The sequence below is a fragment of the Cloacibacterium normanense genome (assembly GCF_003860565.1).
Taxonomy (GTDB): Bacteria; Bacteroidota; Bacteroidia; order Flavobacteriales; family Weeksellaceae; genus Cloacibacterium; species Cloacibacterium normanense.
This window is the reverse complement of record NZ_CP034157.1, coordinates 186,820-203,686: the sequence shown is the minus strand read 5'-3', so window position 1 is coordinate 203,686 and position 16,867 is coordinate 186,820. Positions and strand designations below refer to the sequence as shown.

Here is a 16,867-nt window from a genome sequence, read left to right as displayed (position 1 = left end):
TAAATTATGAGCCTCCAGAGGGATTCGAACCCACGACCCCGAGATTACAAATCACGTGCTCTGGCCAACTGAGCTATGGAGGCAAAATTTGAGATTTCAAAAGAACTGTTATTCCCTTTTTGCGAGTGCAAATATAAGACAGTTTTTTTGAAATCCACAAATATTTTTTAAAAAATTTTTAATTATTTTTCTATGCCATTTCTTTTTTCTTGATTAACAGTTTCTTAGCAGTATCATAACACTGGTCTAAACTTTCTTCAAAACTAGCACTTGTCTTCTTTACCACAATATCATCACCTGGAACATGTAATCTAATCTCAGCAGTCTTGTTTTCTTTTTCAGAAGAATTTTCCACTTTTAAGAAAACTTCGCACTCGATAATTTTATCATAAAAGGTTTCTAACTTATTTAATTTTTTGTCTAAATATTCTTCTAGTGGTGCATGTGGTGTTAAACCGATTGATTGTACTGTAATTTTCATAACGCTAACATTTTTTTAATTAAAAAAAGAAAAACTAGTCTTCTTTTTTATAGGCTCTAGGATGAGCCTGATTAAACACTCTTTTTAATTGCTCTATATTGCCATTCGTATAAACTTGTGTAGAAGCTAAACTAGAATGACCTAAGATTTTTTTAACTTTAGAAATTTCCGCACCATTATTCAAAACATGAGTAGCAAAGCTATGCCTTAAAATATGTGGACTCTTTTTTTTCTTTAAAGTTATAAGACTAAGGTAGCGATTTACCACTGAATACACAAATTTTTCGGATAGTTTTTTTCCATTTTCACGAACGAAAAAATAAATACCAGAATCTTCATTAGGCTTTCTAATTGCTATGTATTCCCGCATCTGTTTTAGCAGATTTTCAGAAATGGGAACTACTCTTTGTTTATTTCCCTTTCCTTTGATGGAAATTTCGGATTTTGAAAAATCTACTTGGTCTAATAATATATTGCAGAGTTCCGATTTTCTCATTCCAGTTTGGTAAAGCGTTTCTATAATAAGCTTTTCTAAAGAATTACCTGAGTCACTTTCTAAAATTTCTCCTAAATTTTCCATTTCTTCTTCAGAAATAGGAATTTGCTTTTCGGCATAAAATTTAAGTGAAGGTATCGTTTCTAAAGGAGAAACTTGAATTTCACCTATTTTCAGAAGATATAAATAAAAACTCCTTAAACTAGAAAGTTTACGGTTAATACTTCTTTTTTGGATTTTTTTCTCAGAAAGTGAGACGATGAAATTACGAATTATTTTTTTATCTACCTTTTTTAAATCTTCAGTTCCTTCGGTTTCAGAAATAAACAGCAGCAAGTCTTCTAAATCTTTTTTATAACTCACCAGCGTATTCTGAGAATAACGCTTCTCAACAGAAATATAATCTAGAAACTTGTTAATCATGAATTAATAGGTATATAAAACAAAAATCACTTCTCAAATATAAGAATTTGAAAAGTGATTTCGATATTTTTTAAAGAAAAACTAATTAAGCTTGTTCTTCTTTGCTTAATTCTCTTTGCTTATGAGCTGCTTTAAGTTTTGATTGTCTTAAAGTCACAGAAGGTTTTGTAAACTGTTGTCTAGATCTTAACGCTCTTACAACACCAGTTTTATCAAATTTTCTTTTATACTTCTTAAGTGCTCTGTCGATAGACTCTCCGTCTTTTACTGGAATTATTAACATATATTACATCTCATTTTGTGGTTGCAAAAGTATAAAAATTTTTAAACTCCACAAAATTTAATTACAAAAATTAAAAAATTTCTTTGTGAAGTTGTGCTTTATACAAATTTGCATAATATCCATTTTTCGCCAATAGCTCTTCGTGTTTGCCTTCTTCTACTACTTTACCAGAATCCATCACGAGAATTTTGTCGGCTTTTTCTATGGTTGACAATCTATGCGCAATGATAATTGAAGTTCTGTTTTGAGTAATTTTCTCAGTAGCTTTCTGTATCAATTTTTCACTTTCTGGGTCTATAGAAGAAGTGGCTTCGTCTAAAATCAAAATCTTAGGATCAGAAAGATAAGCTCTTAAGAAAGATAACAACTGTCGCTGACCAAGAGAAATACTACTTCCTCTCTCGCTTACTACAAAGTCATAACCTCCCGGTAATCGCTCAATAAATTCATCTACTTCAATATCTTGAGCAACTTTTTTAATTTTTTCGAGCGGAATAGTATCTCCCAAAGTAAGATTTTCATAAATCCTACCATGAAAAAGGAAAACATCTTGTAGAACTACCCCTACTTTGCTTCGCAAATCGTACAATTCATAATCTCTGATATCAATATCATCCAGTAAAATTTTACCTGAGTTAATATCATAAAATCTTGTAATCAACTGAATAATGGTAGATTTTCCAGCACCAGTTGCTCCTACTATCGCCACTGTTTCACCCGGATTTACTTTGAAATCTACTCCTTTCAGAACTTCTTGCTTTTCGTCATAAGAAAATCGCACATCTCTGAATTCTATTTTTCCTTCGATGTGCTCTTTTTTGATGGTTCCGAGATTCGGCATCGAGTTTTCTTCGTCCATAATTCCTAAAACTCTTTCTGCACCTACCAAACCACGCTGAATATTATTAAATCTATCTGCAATCTGACGAAGCGGACGAATCAACATATTAATATAAGAAATAAACGCAATCACTTGTCCCGGAGAAATATCTCTCGCCGTCAATGCATTATATCCTGCTACAAAAAGAATCAGCCCAATGAAAACAGAAGAAATCAGTTCCACCACAGGAAAAAACAATGAAAAATAGAAAACCGTTTTCAGTAAAGCTGCCTTTAAATTGACATTAATATCATCAAATTTCTTAAATTCTGCTTCTTGTCTATTAAAAACTTGAATGAGTGACATTCCCGAAAGTCTTTCTTGTACGAAACTGTTTTGAGTAGAAGTCCACGCTCTTTCATCGCCAAATGCTTTTCTTAATTTTTTCTGGAAAAACCTTGTAATCACCAACATGATAGGCAAAATGGTAAGCGAAATATAACTTAGCTCGGTATTCACCTGAAACATCGCTACCAAAACGAAAACCACTTTCAAAATATCTCCGAAAACCATCAAGAATCCATCCGTATAAACCGTAGCAATGGTTTCCACATCTCCAACCGCTCTGGTCACCAAATTCCCGATAGCAGTTTTATCAAAGAATGAAGTTTTGAAATAAATGAGTTTATGATAAAGTCTTTCTCTAATGTCTCTAATAACATTTTGGGCGATATAATTAGAAAGAAAAACAAGAAAGAAATTCAAAATAGTTTCTGCTACTACCAAACCAATTAAGAAATAAATATCTTTCATCAAGACGCTATTGTCTTTCAGTTTCAAGATATCAATATCTACAATCTGCTGAGTAAGAATAGGTCTATACACCGAAACTATCGCTAAAATAATAGAAATAATTAGGGCTAAAATAAACCACGTTCTAAATTTCATTCCTATGAAAAAAAGACGCTGAATGATATTGCTGGTGGTTGGTTTTTTGTTCATAATTTTTTAAAAATCGTATCCTACATCTACTAAAAATAGTGCGTGAGCTGGTGCAGAAGTACCTGCAACACCTCTATTTTTAGCTTCTATCACATTCCTTAAATCGGCAGGTTTTAGTTTTCCGCTGCCTATTTCTACCATAGTTCCTACAATCGCACGAACCATATTTCTGAGAAATCTATCTGCTGAGATGGTAAATTTAAGTTCATTTCCGTTTTGTTCCCAATTTGCGTGATAGATTTTACAAATATTGGTTTTATTATCTGCTCCCACTTTTGCAAAACTCCCGAAATCTTCGTACTCAAAGAGAATTTTGCACGCTTCATTCATTTTTTCTACATCCAGAGATTTTCTCCAGTGTTGCCAAGCAAATTTTTCAGAAAAAGGATTTTTCTCTAGTGAAATATAATATTCGTACGTTCTGTATTTTGCTGAAAATCTCGCGTGAAAATCTTCTTTAACCTCAAAAATCTTCTTCACAGCAATACTTGGCGGAAGGAAAGAATTCAGTTGATGAACCAATTTCTCAGAAATTTCTCCATCAAAATCAAAATGTGCAAACATTTTCTTGGCGTGAACTCCAGTATCTGTTCTGCCCGCTCCCGTAGTTTTAATTTCAATTCGTAAAATCGTAGAAAGTGCTTTTTCTAATTCTTCTTGCACAGAAATCTCATTTGGCTGAATTTGATAGCCAAAAAACATAGAACCATTATAGGAAAACTCAATAAAGTAGCGCAATTTTTATATTTTTGTAGAATTCAACTGCAAAAATACATTTTTTTGAAAAGAATCCTTCTACTTTCCGACACCCATTCTTATATAGACGACAGAATTTTAGAATATGCCAAAAATGCTGATGAAATTTGGCATGCTGGTGATTTTGGAAATTTAGAAGTTATAGACGAACTGAAAAAAATAGGAACATTACGTGGTGTTTTCGGGAACATCGATGAGGCAAAAATAAGAGCTGAATTCCCAGAAGTAAATATTTTCGAGTGTGAAAAAGTAAAAGTAGCGATGATTCACATTGGCGGATATCCAAATAAATATGCACCACGAGTAAAACAAATATTAAAGGAAGAAAAACCTCAAATTTTTATTTCTGGACATTCTCACATATTAAAAGTGATGTATGACAAAGAGCTAGAAATACTGCATCTAAATCCTGGCGCTGCTGGAAAACATGGTTGGCATAAAATGAGAACCATGTTGAGATTTGAAATTATTGGTGATAAAATTGAAAATTTAGAAGTGGTGGAATTGGGATTAAAATAAACCATTAAGTTTCAAGTAAGGAATTAAGAAATTTAAGATGAAAATTCTTCAAATTTTCAAAAAACTTAATGAAACTTAATATCTAAATGAAAATCTTAATGTTTAAAAATGAAAAATTGTGAAAATAGGCGATTTGATTTCGGTGATAGATGATGATTTGAAAGGGAAAATTTCTGCTTTCAAAGGAAATCTAGTGCAAATAGAAGACGAACACGGTTTTCATTATGACATTGAAAAAAGCAAAGTCGTACTCCACAATCATAATATTTATGACGATATTTCTATCACCGCAAAAAAGGAAACCTCTACCAAAATTTCTAAAAAAAATCAAACTCAACCGCAGTCCATCGATTTACATTTTGAAAAATTGGTCAATAATCCAAAGGATTTTGAATCTTGGGAAAGATTGATGATTCAGCGTGAAAAACTGATTGAAAAATTAGAATATTGCAGAAACAATAACATAAAAAAACTGAACATCATCCACGGAATTGGGGATGGCGTTTTACAAAATATGGTACACGAAGTTTTACAAGGTTTCGCGGGAATAGAGTACGAAGACCATGATTTTTTCTATCACAGCACGGGAAATGTCTTGGTTACTTTTTTGTAGAATTTGGCAGCAATTTGAAATAACTTACCACAAATTTTCCATCCTTCACTTCACCGATGACTTCTGCTTTTTTGATTGCATTGCAAAAACCGTCATCAGCATGTGCATCACCGTGTTCATCTATTTTAGTACCTTCTACAAAATAGCTTTTCCCGTCAATTCTTACTGCTAAATCACAACCTTTTTTGTCTTTCATTTTGAATTGACATTGTCCGCAAGCTACTTCTACAACTTGCTTCTTTTTCTCTTGAGAAAATCCAAAAGTGAAACTCAAAAGTGCAATAAATAAAACTAGATTTTTCATATTACATTAACTATCTTTCAAAAATAGTTTAAAAATCAATACCTTTGCATTTATTGGTAAAAAACTATGAAAAAACTTTCTTTACTTTTCACCAAAGATGGTTTACAATGGCACATTTCTAAAGGAAAAACAGTGCTAGAAGAAGCATTTCATTTCGTAACAGAAGAAACTTCGCCTCATTTAGTAGAAGAAAAACTAGATGATGTGTTAAAATTTGATGACTACAAAGAAATAGAAGTGATTTCTGCACTCAATCATTTTTCGCTTACTCCAGATACTTTTGCAGAGCACGAATTAGGCTATAAACTGATTTCTTATAACGCTCCTGTAGACGAAGCCAACGAAGAATTGATGCTTTCTGTGAACAAAAAATTTGCGGTGCAATTTTACTACACTTTTCCAAAGTATTTTTACCAAAAAATTAAAGCAAAAAAATTACCCACGAAATTTAATTTTTCTGGCGAAAAGTTTTTAAATGCTTTAACTGTTAAAAACCACAAAGAAATCCACATCAATCTATATCATCATCAAGTAGAGTTTTTCGCTTTTGAAAATAAAAAAGTGGTACTTTACAATAACTTAGATGCTGATTCTGAAGTAGATTTCTTGTATTTCATTATGTTTTCTTTGAGCAAAATAAATTTTGGATTCGCAGAAACGCATTTTCATATTTATGGAGAAACTCACGAAAACGAAACCTTTATTTCAGAATTGAGAAAGTTTGTTAAAAATATTAAAGTTCATTTTGACAACGCTCCGAAAAAGAATTTTGTTCTTTCTTAAAATTTTAACGAAAAATAATCTAATATAAATTTCATGATTATTAAATATATAAGTTTTAGTATTTCAATTGTTTTCTTCTCTTTTATTGTAGGAATGATAATAACTGCGCTAATTAAAAAGACAAATTTTTATAATAACCAATTATCAAATCTAAATTTCATTAAAAATGAATTAACAAACAACATAATTGGAATTGGGGTTATAAAATGGATTGTAAGAAATACTTTTTTTAAGTTTTTAAATCAAAAAATTAAAATTGAGAGAAAAATAAACATCACTGATTTGAAAAATATTCGAAACGAAATGACTAAATCTGAAATAGATCACCTTTTTGCATTTGTTTTTGTATTAATTTTTATTACAATCCTTTACTTTAAGCAAAATTATTTATTTGCAACAGTAATGTTGTTAGTAAATATTGCAATGAATTTATATCCTTCTTTACTACAACAACAGAATAAAAGAAGAATTGACAAACTTATTTTTAAATTTAAGAATTAATTTTGAAAATCAAGAAAATGCAAAAAAATTTTGTTCTTTCTTATTAAATCTCGCTGATTTTGCAGATTTTTTAATCAATTATCAATCATCAAAAATCAATTATGTATAGAATTATAAGTGGCAAATGGAAAGCAAAAAGAATTTCTGCGCCGAAAAATTTCGATGTAAGACCTACCACAGACTTTGCTAAAGAAGCACTTTTCAGCATTTTGGCGAATCGTCACGAGGTAGAATTTTGCTCAGTTTTAGACCTTTTTGCAGGAATTGGCTCTATCAGTTTAGAATTTGCTTCTAGAGATTGCAAAGACGTTACCGCTGTAGAAATGAATCCTAAACATGCTGCTTTCATTAATTCTACTGCCGCAGAACTAGAAATGGCGCTTCAAATTAATGTACAACGTGGTGATGTTTTCGAATGGTTAAAGAAAAACAGAACCAAGAAAACTTTTGACATTGTTTTTGCAGATCCGCCATTTGAATTAGAAGAAAAAAAATACAATGAACTGATTTCTTTGGTTCTCAATAATAATTTCTTAAAAGAAAACGGAACTTTTGTTTTAGAACATCAGTCTAAAATGAAATTAGAGCATCCTCAATTAATCGAAACCAGAAAATACGGAAATGTGAGCTTTTCTTTCTTTGAAGCGAAAGCAAATGAGGAAACCTCTGAAGCTTAATTTTCGATTCTAAAGTTTTTTCAGCTCTAGACTAATTTTATTCCCGAAGAATTTTTTCGAAATTTTCTCGAAGTTTTTCGTGATGTCAGAAAGATAAAATTCTGAGTTTCCTTCCTCGTGTTGAGGATTAAGCAAGTCATTTTTACTCAAAATATCCCTTATATAACTCGCTACAATTTTAGGAGAATCAATGACTCTTACTCTGGTTCCGTAATATTTTTTAATTTCTTCAATTAGAAGCGGATAATGGGTACAACCAAGGATAAGCGTTTCAATATTCTTTAACTTTTTGTCGCTCAAATAGTTATAAATAATCGCGTGTGTAATTGGATGATTTACAAAACCTTCTTCGATGGCAGGAACCAATAAAGGGGTCGCCAATTCATCTACTTGAATATATTTATTCAGTTTTCGGATAGATTTTCTGTACAAACCAGAATTTACCGTTGCTTTAGTCGCAATAACTCCAACATTTTGGTGAATCTCGAAAGCTACTTTTTCTGCAACTGGATTAATCACATCAAAAACCAAAGCTTGATTTCCCACCAATTCTTTCACCTCTTGCAAAGCATTTGCAGTGGCTGTGTTACAAGCAATTACGATGGCTTTACAATTATTTTCTAATAAAAATTGGGTAATCTTTAAAGAAAAACCGATAATCGCTTCTCTAGATTTTTCGCCATAAGGTAAATGAGCAGTGTCACCGAAATAAATAAAATTTTCGTGCGGCATTAATCGTTTTATTTCTTTGGCTACGGTAAGTCCACCAACACCGGAATCAAAAATCCCTATCGGTTGTGATGATGAAAGATGAGAATAATCTGGTTTCAAAGGCTTGAAATTTTTACAAAAATACTAAAGATTTTAGATTTTAGATTTTAGATTTTAGATTTTTTAAAGAATAAAGAGATCTGAAGCGATTCCATCGGCTAAAAACCAATGTTTTTCTAGAATTTTTAAGTGATTTTCTTCTATCACAAGAATTCCTTCTTTTAATTTTGACTGAATGCTGTTTTTAAAAATTTCTAAAATTTCACCAGAAAATTTTTCGTGGAGTTTTTCTAAATCTACACCCCAAATCGTTCTGAGACCAATCATGAGCATTTCATTGTACTGGTCTTTTTCAGAAAGTTTTTCGGTTTCCTTGGGAAGAATATTTTCTGCTAAATTTTTAATGTAAAGAGTGTTATTCGCAACATTCCAACTGCGTTCGTTTCTACCGTTATAGGAATGTGCAGAAGGCCCGATTCCCAGATATTCTTTGTATTTCCAATACGCTGAATTGTGCTTCGATTCAAAATCTATTTTAGCAAAATTAGAAATTTCGTAGTGTATAAACCCGTTGTCTTTTAGAAAATCAGACATATAATAGAACTCTTTATTTTGCTCTGTTTCTTTCGGTTCTGCGATTTTATTTTTCTTAATCCAAGCATTCAAAGCTGTTTTGGGCTCGATGGTCAATGCGTAAGAAGAAACGTGAGGAACTTGAAGCTCTATGATTTTCTGAAGATTTTCTTTCCAGATTTCAAAATTGGAAGTCGGCGAACCATAAATTAAATCAATACTCAGATTTTCAAAGCCAAAATCTTGTGCTCTTTTGATAGAGCTTTCGGCTTCAGAAGCATTATGAGCACGATTCATGAGCTTTAAATCTTCTTCAAAAAAACTTTGTGTTCCTATAGAAAGTCGATTGATTTCGGTTTTGGCTAAATCTTTCAGAAAATTTTTATCTAAATCATCAGGATTAGCTTCTAGTGTGATTTCAATATTCTTCTCAAAATCAAAATACTTTAAAACCTCATCTATTAAAGATTTGATTTCATCTACAGAAAGAATAGAAGGAGTTCCGCCACCAAAATAAAGCGACGAAAGTGTTTTGTTTTCCAGCTCCTCTTTTCTTAGAAAAATTTCTTTTTTTATTGCCGAAATCATTTCGTCTTTCTGCTTCAATGAAGTAGAAAAATGAAAATTACAATAACTGCATTTCTGCTTGCAAAAAGGAATATGGAGGTAAATCAATTTTGTTGGGTGTTAGGTGTTGGATGATGGAAGTTAATTGAGTTTATTTCTAAATGCAATTATAGAATTCATTAATTTATATGCTTCTTGATATAATTCTTTAAAATCACTCTCATCAATATAGTTCCTATCCTTCGCTTTATAAAGACAAGTTACCACTTCTGCTAATGAACGAATTGAATATCCTAGAAATTTTTTAAATTCAGTATTACTTTGTAAAATACTTCCTTCTGAAATATTAAGAGCGATTGAATCAGAAGCTCTTCTAATCTGAGAAGTTAGATTAAATATTTCATCTTTTGGAAAATTAAAAGACAATTTAAATATCTTTTCTCCATAACTCATGGAGTCTTGCCAAATTGTTAATTTTTCAAATTTAAAGCTCATCTTCAATTAAATTACATCAAACTTCCAGCATCATGCTTCCAGCAAATTTAACGATATCTAAATCCTCTTTGATTGATAAAATTAGGAATATCATAACCTAAACTGAGCATGAACGAATTTCCGCCGTATTCTTGAATATCAGACAATCCTAAATTATAAGAAGCTCCGAAATGGAGTTTATTGAGTTTAAATTTAATAATAGGTGACATGCTTAACTGTTGGCTTCCCACAGCACTTTTTGCCGTTCTGTAATTGATTCCCGCAGCAAAATAATCACTTTCACCATACAATTTCATCAGAACATTGATGTCAAACATTCTAGATGAATTGGTATTCAAATTCATCATCACAGAAGGTTCTACCGAAAATCCTTCGGTAATTTCCCAGTCATATCCTGCATTAAGGTAAAATCTGGTTGGCGACGGTTCTATACCATTTACCACTGGTGTATTGTTACTCAATGGAATATCTGCAACAGAAATCCCCGCAAAAGCTCTGCTATAAGTAGCTTGTAATCCTAAGTTAGCATAAGCAATGAAAATACTGTTGTTATTTTCGTAAAGCAAAGGATCATTTGGATCTTGCGCATTTACTTTAGAAACATCAAAGTTCTGATTGTAAAAATTTACTGATGTCCCGAAAGAAAATTGGTCTTTTCTGCCATCTTCATCACTGAGTGGAACAAAGTAAGAAGCACCAATTGCAATTCCGTTTGCAGAAATTGGCCCGTTTTGGTCACGGAAAAAATAAGCGCCTATTCCTACTCTATCAAAAGCATTGGCATGAATTCCTACCGATTGTACATTGGGAGATTCATCAAATTTTGAAAATTGTTTTTGATAGTTGGCAACCAAATTTACATCATCTGTTTTACCAATATGCGCTGGATTAAAGAGAAATTCACTATCAAATAAATACTGCTGATACATAGGAATAGTTTCTTGAGCATAGCTCAATCCTGAAAAAGCAGCAAAAAATGTGAATAATATTTTTTTCATGGTCGTGAATTTCTAAACTTCAAATTTAAGTAAAAAGTATGGAATTGAAAATTTCTTTGTCTTAAACCAGACCGAAAACGATTTGAATTAAGAATTTTGCAAGTAATTTCTCCATTTTTCTACCGCATCTTGCATATCTTTTGGCATCGGTGACTCAAAATACATTTCTTTTTTTGTAGTAGGATGAATGAAGCCTAAAGTATGAGCGTGTAAAGCGTGTCTAGGTAAAACTTCGAAGACATTTTTTACAAATTGCTTGTATTTTGGTAAGTTTACCCCACGCAAAATTTGATGACCTTCATATCTTTCGTCGTTAAAAAGCGTATGACCAATATGTTTAAAATGCGCTCTAATTTGGTGAGTTCTTCCCGTTTCCAATTTACATTCTACCCAAGTCATGTATTTGAATCTTTCTAGAACTTTATAATGCGTTACGGCATGTTTTCCTTGGCTTCCATCTTCATAAACTGCCATTTGCATTCGGTTTTTCTGATGTCTTCCGATGTGTCCTCTGATTGTTCCTTCGTCATTTTCTAAATTTCCCCAAACAAAAGCCCAATACAAACGTTTGGTTTTTCGGTCAAAAAATTGCTTGGCCAAAAAGCTCAATGCATATTCATTTTTGGCTAAAACGATTAACCCAGAAGTATCTTTATCAATTCTATGAACCAAGCCTACTCTATCTAAATCTGAAGTAAATCCATTTTTCTGAAAATGAAATGCAACTGCATTCACCAATGTTCCTTGCCAATTCCCAAAACCTGGATGTACTACCATTCCCGGTTCTTTGTCTACCACTAAGACATCTTCATCTTCATAGACAATTTTAAAAGGAATATCTTCTGGAATAATAACATTTTCACGCGGAGGATGCGTTAATAATACCGAAATTTCATCTCCCGGCTTTACACGATAATTTTGTTTTACAGGATTACCATTTACGATGACGTTTCCTGCTCTACACGTTTGCGAAATTTTATTTCTAGAAGAATTTTGGCGATAAATCAAAAGAAATTTATCTATTCTCAAAGGTTCTTGCTTTTTATCCACGGTAATATTGAGATGTTCAAACAACCCTGAGTTTTCTTCGTCATTAGAATTTTCGTCTTCTAACAATAAATCTTCTTCTAAAAAATCTTCTTTTTCGCTCATATTATTCAAAAAAACTTTGCCAAAAAATTTTCGGCAAAGTTCTATAAATTATTTTAATTTCTAAAAAACTACTCTACAATTACCTTTTTTGCAGGTTTTTCTTCTGCTGGTTTTGTTTCCGCAGGTTTTGTATTATTTGTATTGGTAGTGGTTTTAGGTTTTTCTACAGGTGGTTTTGGTGTAGTATTTACGGGTTCTTCACTTGGAACTGGGATAAATTCATTGTCAGAAGGTTCTGGCATGGTATTAATATCTGTAGTTCTATAAATACTATTCAGTTCTTGAATTTTAGACTGCATTTCGGCAGGTGTTTTTTTACTTGCCCACAAATCTATTTGCATTCCTTGGTCTCTTACAGAACCACTTGCAGGATCTTGATAGTAAATAATATCAGAATCATTATTTTGTCCGTCTTCATATTCTACCAATCCTACTTCAAAGTAATTTTGAGCAATAATAGCTTTCGCTTCTGCCACAGTTCTTCCTACCAAATTAGGAATCACTACGTTTCTCATCGGTCCAGAACCAATGACTAAATCAAGCGTAGAAAACATTGGCACTTTTTCTCCCGGTTTGATCACTCTGCCATTAAACATCATTCTAATGACAGCATCTTTCTGAATATTAGGCTCATAAATAGTATCTCCTACTTTCAAACCTAATAAATCAAACTTCCTGAAAGCCAAATACTTATATCTATCCAAAACATCTGGAACCGCAACTGGTGCATAAGTTTTAGGATTTACTTTTAATACAATAGTTCTTCCATCTTTAACTCTAGAACCAGGTGATGGATAAATTTGCAGAACTTGATATGGTTTAAATTTTGGATCGTACTTAAAGCTATCTACTTCATATTCTAAGCCTTGGTCATCTAGAACCTCTATTGCTTGGTGTACCTTCATATTGACAACATTCGGAACCTGAATTTCTTCACCGTGATTGGTGTGAAATTCTAGCCATCGAAAGGTAAGCCAAACTACTCCTACAAAAATTACAAGTGCTACTATTAAGTTTACAAAAACTTTCCAGTGGAAAAAAGATCGAAGCATAAATTTTTTATTTATTCGAAATATAAACGCAAATATAAATATAAAATTATGAAATATTTAAGTTGAAAAATAATTACATTTGCGTTTATTAGTTTTTTAAAAAGTATGAGCAAGAAAAATGTAGCCGTAGTAATGGGTGGCTTCTCTGATGAATACAAGGTTTCTCTGAAAAGTGGCCAATTAATTTATGACTCTCTAGACAGAGATTTATATAATGTTTATAAAGTAGTAATTCTAAAAGAAGAATGGTACTTTTTAAACGAAAATGAAGAAAAACTTCCCATTAACAAAGGAGATTTTTCTGTAACGCTTTCAGACGGAGCAATTTTAAAATTTGACGTTTGTTTCAACATTATTCACGGTGCTCCTGGCGAAAATGGTGAATTACAAGGCTATTGGAATGCTATTGGTCAAAAATATACAGGCTGTGATTTCTATAAAAGCGCTCTTACTTTCAACAAAAAAGATACTCTTGCCGTTTTAGCAAAATACGGAATTCCTTCTGCAAAAAGTTTTTACCTGAGAAAAGGAGAAAATATTAATGAAGACACAATTGTAGAAGAATTAGGACTTCCTTTATTTGTAAAACCCAATCAAAGTGGCTCTTCACTCGGAATTTCTAAAGTTAAAGCCAAATCTGAATTGGCAGCAGCGATAGAATTTGCCTTCAAAGAAGATGATGAAATTTTAATAGAATCTTTCTTAAACGGAATGGAGGTTTCTGTAGGTGTAATCGATTACAAAGGAGAAACCATTGTTTTGGGAATTACAGAAATTGTTCCACACAAAGAGTTTTTCGATTACGAAGCGAAATATGAAGGTGCTTCCGAAGAAATTACACCCGCTAGATTAGACGAAGAAACCAGATATAAAGTAGAAAAAATCGCAAAACATGCCTATGAATCTTTGGGAATGAGCGGTTTTTCTAGAAGTGAATACATCATTATGGATGGAACGCCTTACATGCTAGAAATGAATACCAATCCTGGATTTTCACCAGCTTCTATCTTACCTCAACAAGCAAAAATTTACGGAATTTCTATCAAAGACCTTTGTGGAAACGAAGTAGAAAAAGCACTTAAAAAGTAAATTGCAATCTGCTGTCGGCATTTGGCTTTCAGCAAAAAATTATAAAAAACAATAGCAGAAGGCAGATTGCTGACTGCAGAAAGCTTAAAAAAATGAAAATCGCTGTATTTCCAGGATCTTTTGACCCGATTACTTTAGGACATCTTGACATTATTGAAAGAGCTGTTCCTCTGTTTGATAAACTCATCATCGCTATCGGACAGAATTCTCAGAAAAAATATATGTTTCCGCTAGAAAAACGCATGGAATTTATTCAAAAATCTGTAGCACATTTCCCCAATGTAGAAGTAGATTATTTTGAAGGATTAACCATCGATTATTGCATCAAAAAAGAAGCTCAATTTATACTGAGAGGTCTCAGAAATCCTGCCGATTTTGAATTTGAAAAAGCAATTGCTCATACCAACAGAACTTTGGCGAGAAGAAAATTAGAAACCGTTTTCTTACTTACCTCTTCTGGAAAATCATTTATCAGTAGCAGTATTGTAAGAGAAATTATTTCTAACAAAGGAGAATATCAATTATTTGTTCCTGATGCAGTGAGAGTTTAGAATTTTTTAATTTTCACTCGATTTTTTTTTAAACTTTTTCTACCCATGCTTCCAGATTTTACCTTTTTAATAGAAGTCCTTGGTACGGTATCTTTTGCGATGTCGGGAAGTTTTGCGGCTATGCAAAAGCGTTTTGATCCTTTTGGCGTTCTTATTATTGCATTTGTAACTTCTGTAGGTGGCGGAACCGTAAGAGATTTATTACTAGATGTCCCTGTTTTTTGGATGCACGATTTATTAGCCGTGAGTTTGATTTTTTTCACTGCTATTTTTACGATGATATTCAAATTAATTGAGAAAAAATTTCAGGTAACGCTATTTATTTTTGATAGTCTTGGATTGGGACTTTTTACAATTATTGGAGTTCAAAAAGGATTAAATGCCGATTTACATCCCGTTATTGGAGTCGTTTTAGGCACAATTACTGGTTGTTTTGGTGGAATTATCCGAGATATTTTGCTAAACAGAATTCCTTTGATTTTCAGAAAAGAAATTTATGCTACCGCAGCAATTGCAGGTGGAATAGTCTACATACTTCTGAAAAATTTCAGTGGTTTGTCTGAAGAAATTAATCAAATCTTAACCATTCTTCTTATTGTAAGCATTAGAACACTAGCGGTAAAATACCATTGGCAAATGCCAAAATTCTACGGAAATTTCAATGATGCAGAAATGTAGGAAGTTTGGAAGTCCGAAGTCGTAAGTAAAAAACCTATATCTCGCAACTCTCTGAATAACAAGACAAACCATAAAAAAACTTCTGAAAGATTTCTCAAAAGTTTTATTTATAACATGCCAGTTCCTTGGCTCTTTTTACTTTTAACTTGGCTCTTTAGAAGAATTTTCCTCTGTGTCTCATTTGTGGATTATGCATGTGTTTTTGCATAGAAGGCATTTTCAATTGGTCTTTCATCATTTTTATTTGATCTGCCATCATTCCTTGATCGTCTAATCTTTTAGCTTCTTCTAATAATTTTTGAGCTTCTGCTTTTCTTCCTTTAGAAAGTGCTGCTGCAGCTATATTTAAGGTAGCCATTGCTCTATCGTGCTTCATATTTAAGCCATATTCTAAAGCTTTTTTCATTAATGGTTCTACTTTTGCGGGATGTTCTTGCGCTAGAGTTAACCCTTGCAAATAATGGAAATAACCATATTGAGATTTGTGCAACTGAGATTGGTAATTTTTAATGTAAGTTAACCAATGTGCAGCTTTAACAAAATTCTGTTTTCTCATTTGCCAAAAAGCCAATAAGATGTATTCATTTTTGAAAAATAATAAAATAGGACTCAGCGAAAAGAATATTACTACAATTCCCCATCCTATTTGACGGTTCATCATCAGGTAAACTCCCGCAGCAATCATTAAGCCAGCAATTAAAAATTTTATGTACTTATTCATCTCTTAAAATTAAGTGTGCAAATATAAAAATTAGATGTTAGATTTCAGACATTAGACGCTAGTCTTTTTTGTAAAAGTTTGAAAACAAAAATCATATTGATTTTTTTCGTCTTTTTCATGGCAAGTTTCTTGAATTTTCTGCCAAATTTTCTCGTCTATTTTTGGGAAATAAGTATCAGCATCTAAAGTAGCATCTACCAAAGTAATCTCTAATTGATCTGCCAAATCTATCGTTTGTTCATAAATAGTACCTCCACCAATGACAAAAACATTTTCGTCTATTTTTTTGGCAAATTTCAGTGCTTCTTTGATACTTCCTACAATAAGAATTCCTTCTTCGAACCAATCATTTTTTCTACTAATCACAATATTTGTACGATTAGGAAGCGGTTTACCAATACTTTCGTAGGTTTTTCTGCCCATAATAATTGGGTGACCACTCGTAAGTTCTTTAAAATGTTTTAAATCTTTAGGTAAATGCCAAAGCAACTGGTTATCAACACCAATTTCTCTGTTTTTCCCCATTGCTACTACTATTGTAATCATTTTAAGTTATATTTTA

22 protein-coding genes and 1 tRNA gene are annotated in these 16,867 nt (G+C 32.2%); 8 read left to right on the top strand and 15 right to left on the bottom strand.

Annotated features, from left to right (window positions below; genetic code table 11):
• Positions 1 to 9 precede the first annotated feature (9 nt).
• From EB819_RS00985 to truA, 6 genes are all read right to left on the bottom strand, one after another.
• A tRNA-Thr gene (locus EB819_RS00985) sits at positions 10 to 83 on the bottom strand.
• A gap of 107 nt (positions 84 to 190) precedes the next feature.
• Positions 191 to 481, bottom strand: coding sequence for an HPF/RaiA family ribosome-associated protein (locus EB819_RS00980; protein ID WP_069799581.1), 291 nt, complete (start codon positions 479 to 481; stop codon positions 191 to 193).
• Between the two features lie 34 nt (positions 482 to 515).
• Entirely contained in the window at positions 516 to 1,400 is an 885-nt protein-coding gene (locus tag EB819_RS00975; protein WP_069799583.1) for a phage lytic cycle repressor MrpR family protein, read from the bottom strand.
• A gap of 85 nt (positions 1,401 to 1,485) precedes the next feature.
• Positions 1,486 to 1,683, bottom strand: coding sequence for a 30S ribosomal protein S21 (gene rpsU / locus EB819_RS00970; protein ID WP_069799585.1), 198 nt, complete (start codon positions 1,681 to 1,683; stop codon positions 1,486 to 1,488).
• Positions 1,684 to 1,753: 70 nt separating this feature from the next.
• A complete protein-coding gene (locus tag EB819_RS00965) occupies positions 1,754 to 3,505 on the bottom strand; it encodes an ABC transporter ATP-binding protein (RefSeq protein ID WP_069799587.1) in 1,752 nt (583 codons plus the stop codon).
• 6 nt (positions 3,506 to 3,511) lie between these two features.
• On the bottom strand, positions 3,512 to 4,207 hold the full coding sequence (gene truA / locus EB819_RS00960; RefSeq protein WP_245993236.1) for a tRNA pseudouridine(38-40) synthase TruA: 696 nt from the start codon (positions 4,205 to 4,207) through the stop codon (positions 3,512 to 3,514).
• A 78-nt stretch (positions 4,208 to 4,285) separates the two neighbouring features.
• Between truA and EB819_RS00955 the strand changes: the two genes are divergently transcribed.
• Together EB819_RS00955 and EB819_RS00950 are read left to right on the top strand one after the other, a co-directional pair.
• Positions 4,286 to 4,780 (top strand): metallophosphoesterase family protein, encoded by a 495-nt coding sequence (locus EB819_RS00955; RefSeq protein ID WP_069799651.1) that lies wholly within the window; start codon positions 4,286 to 4,288, stop codon positions 4,778 to 4,780.
• Between the two features lie 118 nt (positions 4,781 to 4,898).
• Complete coding sequence (locus EB819_RS00950) at positions 4,899 to 5,393, top strand: DUF8465 domain-containing protein (RefSeq protein WP_069799591.1); 495 nt, start codon at positions 4,899 to 4,901, stop codon at positions 5,391 to 5,393.
• On the opposite strand, the gene EB819_RS00945 is transcribed toward EB819_RS00950, so the two are convergent.
• Complete coding sequence (locus EB819_RS00945; RefSeq protein ID WP_069799593.1) at positions 5,380 to 5,697, bottom strand: DUF6370 family protein; 318 nt, start codon at positions 5,695 to 5,697, stop codon at positions 5,380 to 5,382. The genes EB819_RS00950 and EB819_RS00945 overlap by 14 nt on opposite strands.
• A gap of 66 nt (positions 5,698 to 5,763) precedes the next feature.
• Between EB819_RS00945 and EB819_RS00940 the strand changes: the two genes are divergently transcribed.
• The 3 genes from EB819_RS00940 (at position 5,764) to rsmD (ending at position 7,658) form a co-directional block, all read left to right on the top strand.
• On the top strand, positions 5,764 to 6,480 hold the full coding sequence (locus EB819_RS00940) for a DUF3822 family protein (RefSeq protein WP_069799595.1): 717 nt from the start codon (positions 5,764 to 5,766) through the stop codon (positions 6,478 to 6,480).
• Between the two features lie 33 nt (positions 6,481 to 6,513).
• Positions 6,514 to 6,981 carry a glycosyl-4,4'-diaponeurosporenoate acyltransferase CrtO family protein gene (locus EB819_RS00935; RefSeq protein WP_069799597.1) on the top strand — a complete coding sequence of 156 codons (468 nt, stop codon included), beginning with the start codon at positions 6,514 to 6,516 and terminating at the stop codon, positions 6,979 to 6,981.
• A 101-nt stretch (positions 6,982 to 7,082) separates the two neighbouring features.
• The gene (gene rsmD / locus EB819_RS00930) at positions 7,083 to 7,658 is read left to right on the top strand and encodes a 16S rRNA (guanine(966)-N(2))-methyltransferase RsmD (RefSeq protein ID WP_069799599.1); all 576 of its coding nucleotides are present in this window, start codon (positions 7,083 to 7,085) and stop codon (positions 7,656 to 7,658) included.
• 9 nt (positions 7,659 to 7,667) lie between these two features.
• On the opposite strand, the gene murI is transcribed toward rsmD, so the two are convergent.
• From murI to EB819_RS00900, 6 genes are all read right to left on the bottom strand, one after another.
• Entirely contained in the window at positions 7,668 to 8,489 is an 822-nt protein-coding gene (murI, locus tag EB819_RS00925; protein WP_069799601.1) for a glutamate racemase, read from the bottom strand.
• A gap of 63 nt (positions 8,490 to 8,552) precedes the next feature.
• A complete protein-coding gene (gene hemW, locus EB819_RS00920; protein ID WP_074650920.1) occupies positions 8,553 to 9,677 on the bottom strand; it encodes a radical SAM family heme chaperone HemW in 1,125 nt (374 codons plus the stop codon).
• Between the two features lie 33 nt (positions 9,678 to 9,710).
• Positions 9,711 to 10,064: a four helix bundle protein gene (locus EB819_RS00915; protein ID WP_069799605.1), complete on the bottom strand. Its 354-nt coding sequence runs from the start codon at positions 10,062 to 10,064 to the stop codon at positions 9,711 to 9,713.
• 47 nt (positions 10,065 to 10,111) lie between these two features.
• Positions 10,112 to 11,062, bottom strand: a complete 951-nt coding sequence (locus tag EB819_RS00910) for a PorP/SprF family type IX secretion system membrane protein (protein ID WP_069799607.1) — start codon at positions 11,060 to 11,062, stop codon at positions 10,112 to 10,114.
• Positions 11,063 to 11,149: 87 nt separating this feature from the next.
• Positions 11,150 to 12,214: an RluA family pseudouridine synthase gene (locus tag EB819_RS00905; RefSeq protein ID WP_069799609.1), complete on the bottom strand. Its 1,065-nt coding sequence runs from the start codon at positions 12,212 to 12,214 to the stop codon at positions 11,150 to 11,152.
• Between the two features lie 68 nt (positions 12,215 to 12,282).
• A complete protein-coding gene (locus EB819_RS00900; protein ID WP_069799611.1) occupies positions 12,283 to 13,266 on the bottom strand; it encodes a PASTA domain-containing protein in 984 nt (327 codons plus the stop codon).
• A 105-nt stretch (positions 13,267 to 13,371) separates the two neighbouring features.
• Between EB819_RS00900 and EB819_RS00895 the strand changes: the two genes are divergently transcribed.
• The 3 genes from EB819_RS00895 (at position 13,372) to EB819_RS00885 (ending at position 15,584) form a co-directional block, all read left to right on the top strand.
• Positions 13,372 to 14,355, top strand: coding sequence for a D-alanine--D-alanine ligase (locus EB819_RS00895; RefSeq protein WP_069799613.1), 984 nt, complete (start codon positions 13,372 to 13,374; stop codon positions 14,353 to 14,355).
• Between the two features lie 92 nt (positions 14,356 to 14,447).
• Positions 14,448 to 14,906: a pantetheine-phosphate adenylyltransferase gene (coaD, locus tag EB819_RS00890; RefSeq protein ID WP_069799615.1), complete on the top strand. Its 459-nt coding sequence runs from the start codon at positions 14,448 to 14,450 to the stop codon at positions 14,904 to 14,906.
• A 45-nt stretch (positions 14,907 to 14,951) separates the two neighbouring features.
• Positions 14,952 to 15,584, top strand: a complete 633-nt coding sequence (locus EB819_RS00885; protein WP_069799617.1) for a trimeric intracellular cation channel family protein — start codon at positions 14,952 to 14,954, stop codon at positions 15,582 to 15,584.
• A 154-nt stretch (positions 15,585 to 15,738) separates the two neighbouring features.
• On the opposite strand, the gene EB819_RS00880 is transcribed toward EB819_RS00885, so the two are convergent.
• Together EB819_RS00880 and EB819_RS00875 are read right to left on the bottom strand one after the other, a co-directional pair.
• On the bottom strand, positions 15,739 to 16,305 hold the full coding sequence (locus EB819_RS00880) for a hypothetical protein (RefSeq protein WP_069799619.1): 567 nt from the start codon (positions 16,303 to 16,305) through the stop codon (positions 15,739 to 15,741).
• A gap of 51 nt (positions 16,306 to 16,356) precedes the next feature.
• The gene (locus tag EB819_RS00875; RefSeq protein ID WP_069799622.1) at positions 16,357 to 16,851 is read right to left on the bottom strand and encodes a dihydrofolate reductase; all 495 of its coding nucleotides are present in this window, start codon (positions 16,849 to 16,851) and stop codon (positions 16,357 to 16,359) included.
• Between the last annotated feature and the right edge of the window lie 16 nt (positions 16,852 to 16,867).

Excerpts from the sequence above, each read along its gene's own strand:
- coaD (WP_069799615.1), top strand. The coding sequence starts at position 14,448 with ATGAAAATCGCTGTATTTCCAGGATCTTTTGACCCGATTACTTTAGGA.
- EB819_RS00945 (WP_069799593.1), bottom strand. The coding sequence starts at position 5,697 with ATGAAAAATCTAGTTTTATTTATTGCACTTTTGAGTTTCACTTTTGGA.
- truA (WP_245993236.1), bottom strand. The coding sequence starts at position 4,207 with ATGTTTTTTGGCTATCAAATTCAGCCAAATGAGATTTCTGTGCAAGAA.
- EB819_RS00910 (WP_069799607.1), bottom strand. The coding sequence starts at position 11,062 with ATGAAAAAAATATTATTCACATTTTTTGCTGCTTTTTCAGGATTGAGC.
- EB819_RS00975 (WP_069799583.1), bottom strand. The coding sequence starts at position 1,400 with ATGATTAACAAGTTTCTAGATTATATTTCTGTTGAGAAGCGTTATTCT.
- EB819_RS00880 (WP_069799619.1), bottom strand. The coding sequence starts at position 16,305 with ATGAATAAGTACATAAAATTTTTAATTGCTGGCTTAATGATTGCTGCG.
- rpsU (WP_069799585.1), bottom strand. The coding sequence starts at position 1,683 with ATGTTAATAATTCCAGTAAAAGACGGAGAGTCTATCGACAGAGCACTT.
- EB819_RS00935 (WP_069799597.1), top strand. The coding sequence starts at position 6,514 with ATGATTATTAAATATATAAGTTTTAGTATTTCAATTGTTTTCTTCTCT.
- EB819_RS00900 (WP_069799611.1), bottom strand. The coding sequence starts at position 13,266 with ATGCTTCGATCTTTTTTCCACTGGAAAGTTTTTGTAAACTTAATAGTA.
- EB819_RS00940 (WP_069799595.1), top strand. The coding sequence starts at position 5,764 with ATGAAAAAACTTTCTTTACTTTTCACCAAAGATGGTTTACAATGGCAC.
- EB819_RS00980 (WP_069799581.1), bottom strand. The coding sequence starts at position 481 with ATGAAAATTACAGTACAATCAATCGGTTTAACACCACATGCACCACTA.
- EB819_RS00965 (WP_069799587.1), bottom strand. The coding sequence starts at position 3,505 with ATGAACAAAAAACCAACCACCAGCAATATCATTCAGCGTCTTTTTTTC.
- rsmD (WP_069799599.1), top strand. The coding sequence starts at position 7,083 with ATGTATAGAATTATAAGTGGCAAATGGAAAGCAAAAAGAATTTCTGCG.
- EB819_RS00905 (WP_069799609.1), bottom strand. The coding sequence starts at position 12,214 with ATGAGCGAAAAAGAAGATTTTTTAGAAGAAGATTTATTGTTAGAAGAC.
- EB819_RS00895 (WP_069799613.1), top strand. The coding sequence starts at position 13,372 with ATGAGCAAGAAAAATGTAGCCGTAGTAATGGGTGGCTTCTCTGATGAA.
- EB819_RS00875 (WP_069799622.1), bottom strand. The coding sequence starts at position 16,851 with ATGATTACAATAGTAGTAGCAATGGGGAAAAACAGAGAAATTGGTGTT.
- EB819_RS00915 (WP_069799605.1), bottom strand. The coding sequence starts at position 10,064 with ATGAGCTTTAAATTTGAAAAATTAACAATTTGGCAAGACTCCATGAGT.
- EB819_RS00885 (WP_069799617.1), top strand. The coding sequence starts at position 14,952 with ATGCTTCCAGATTTTACCTTTTTAATAGAAGTCCTTGGTACGGTATCT.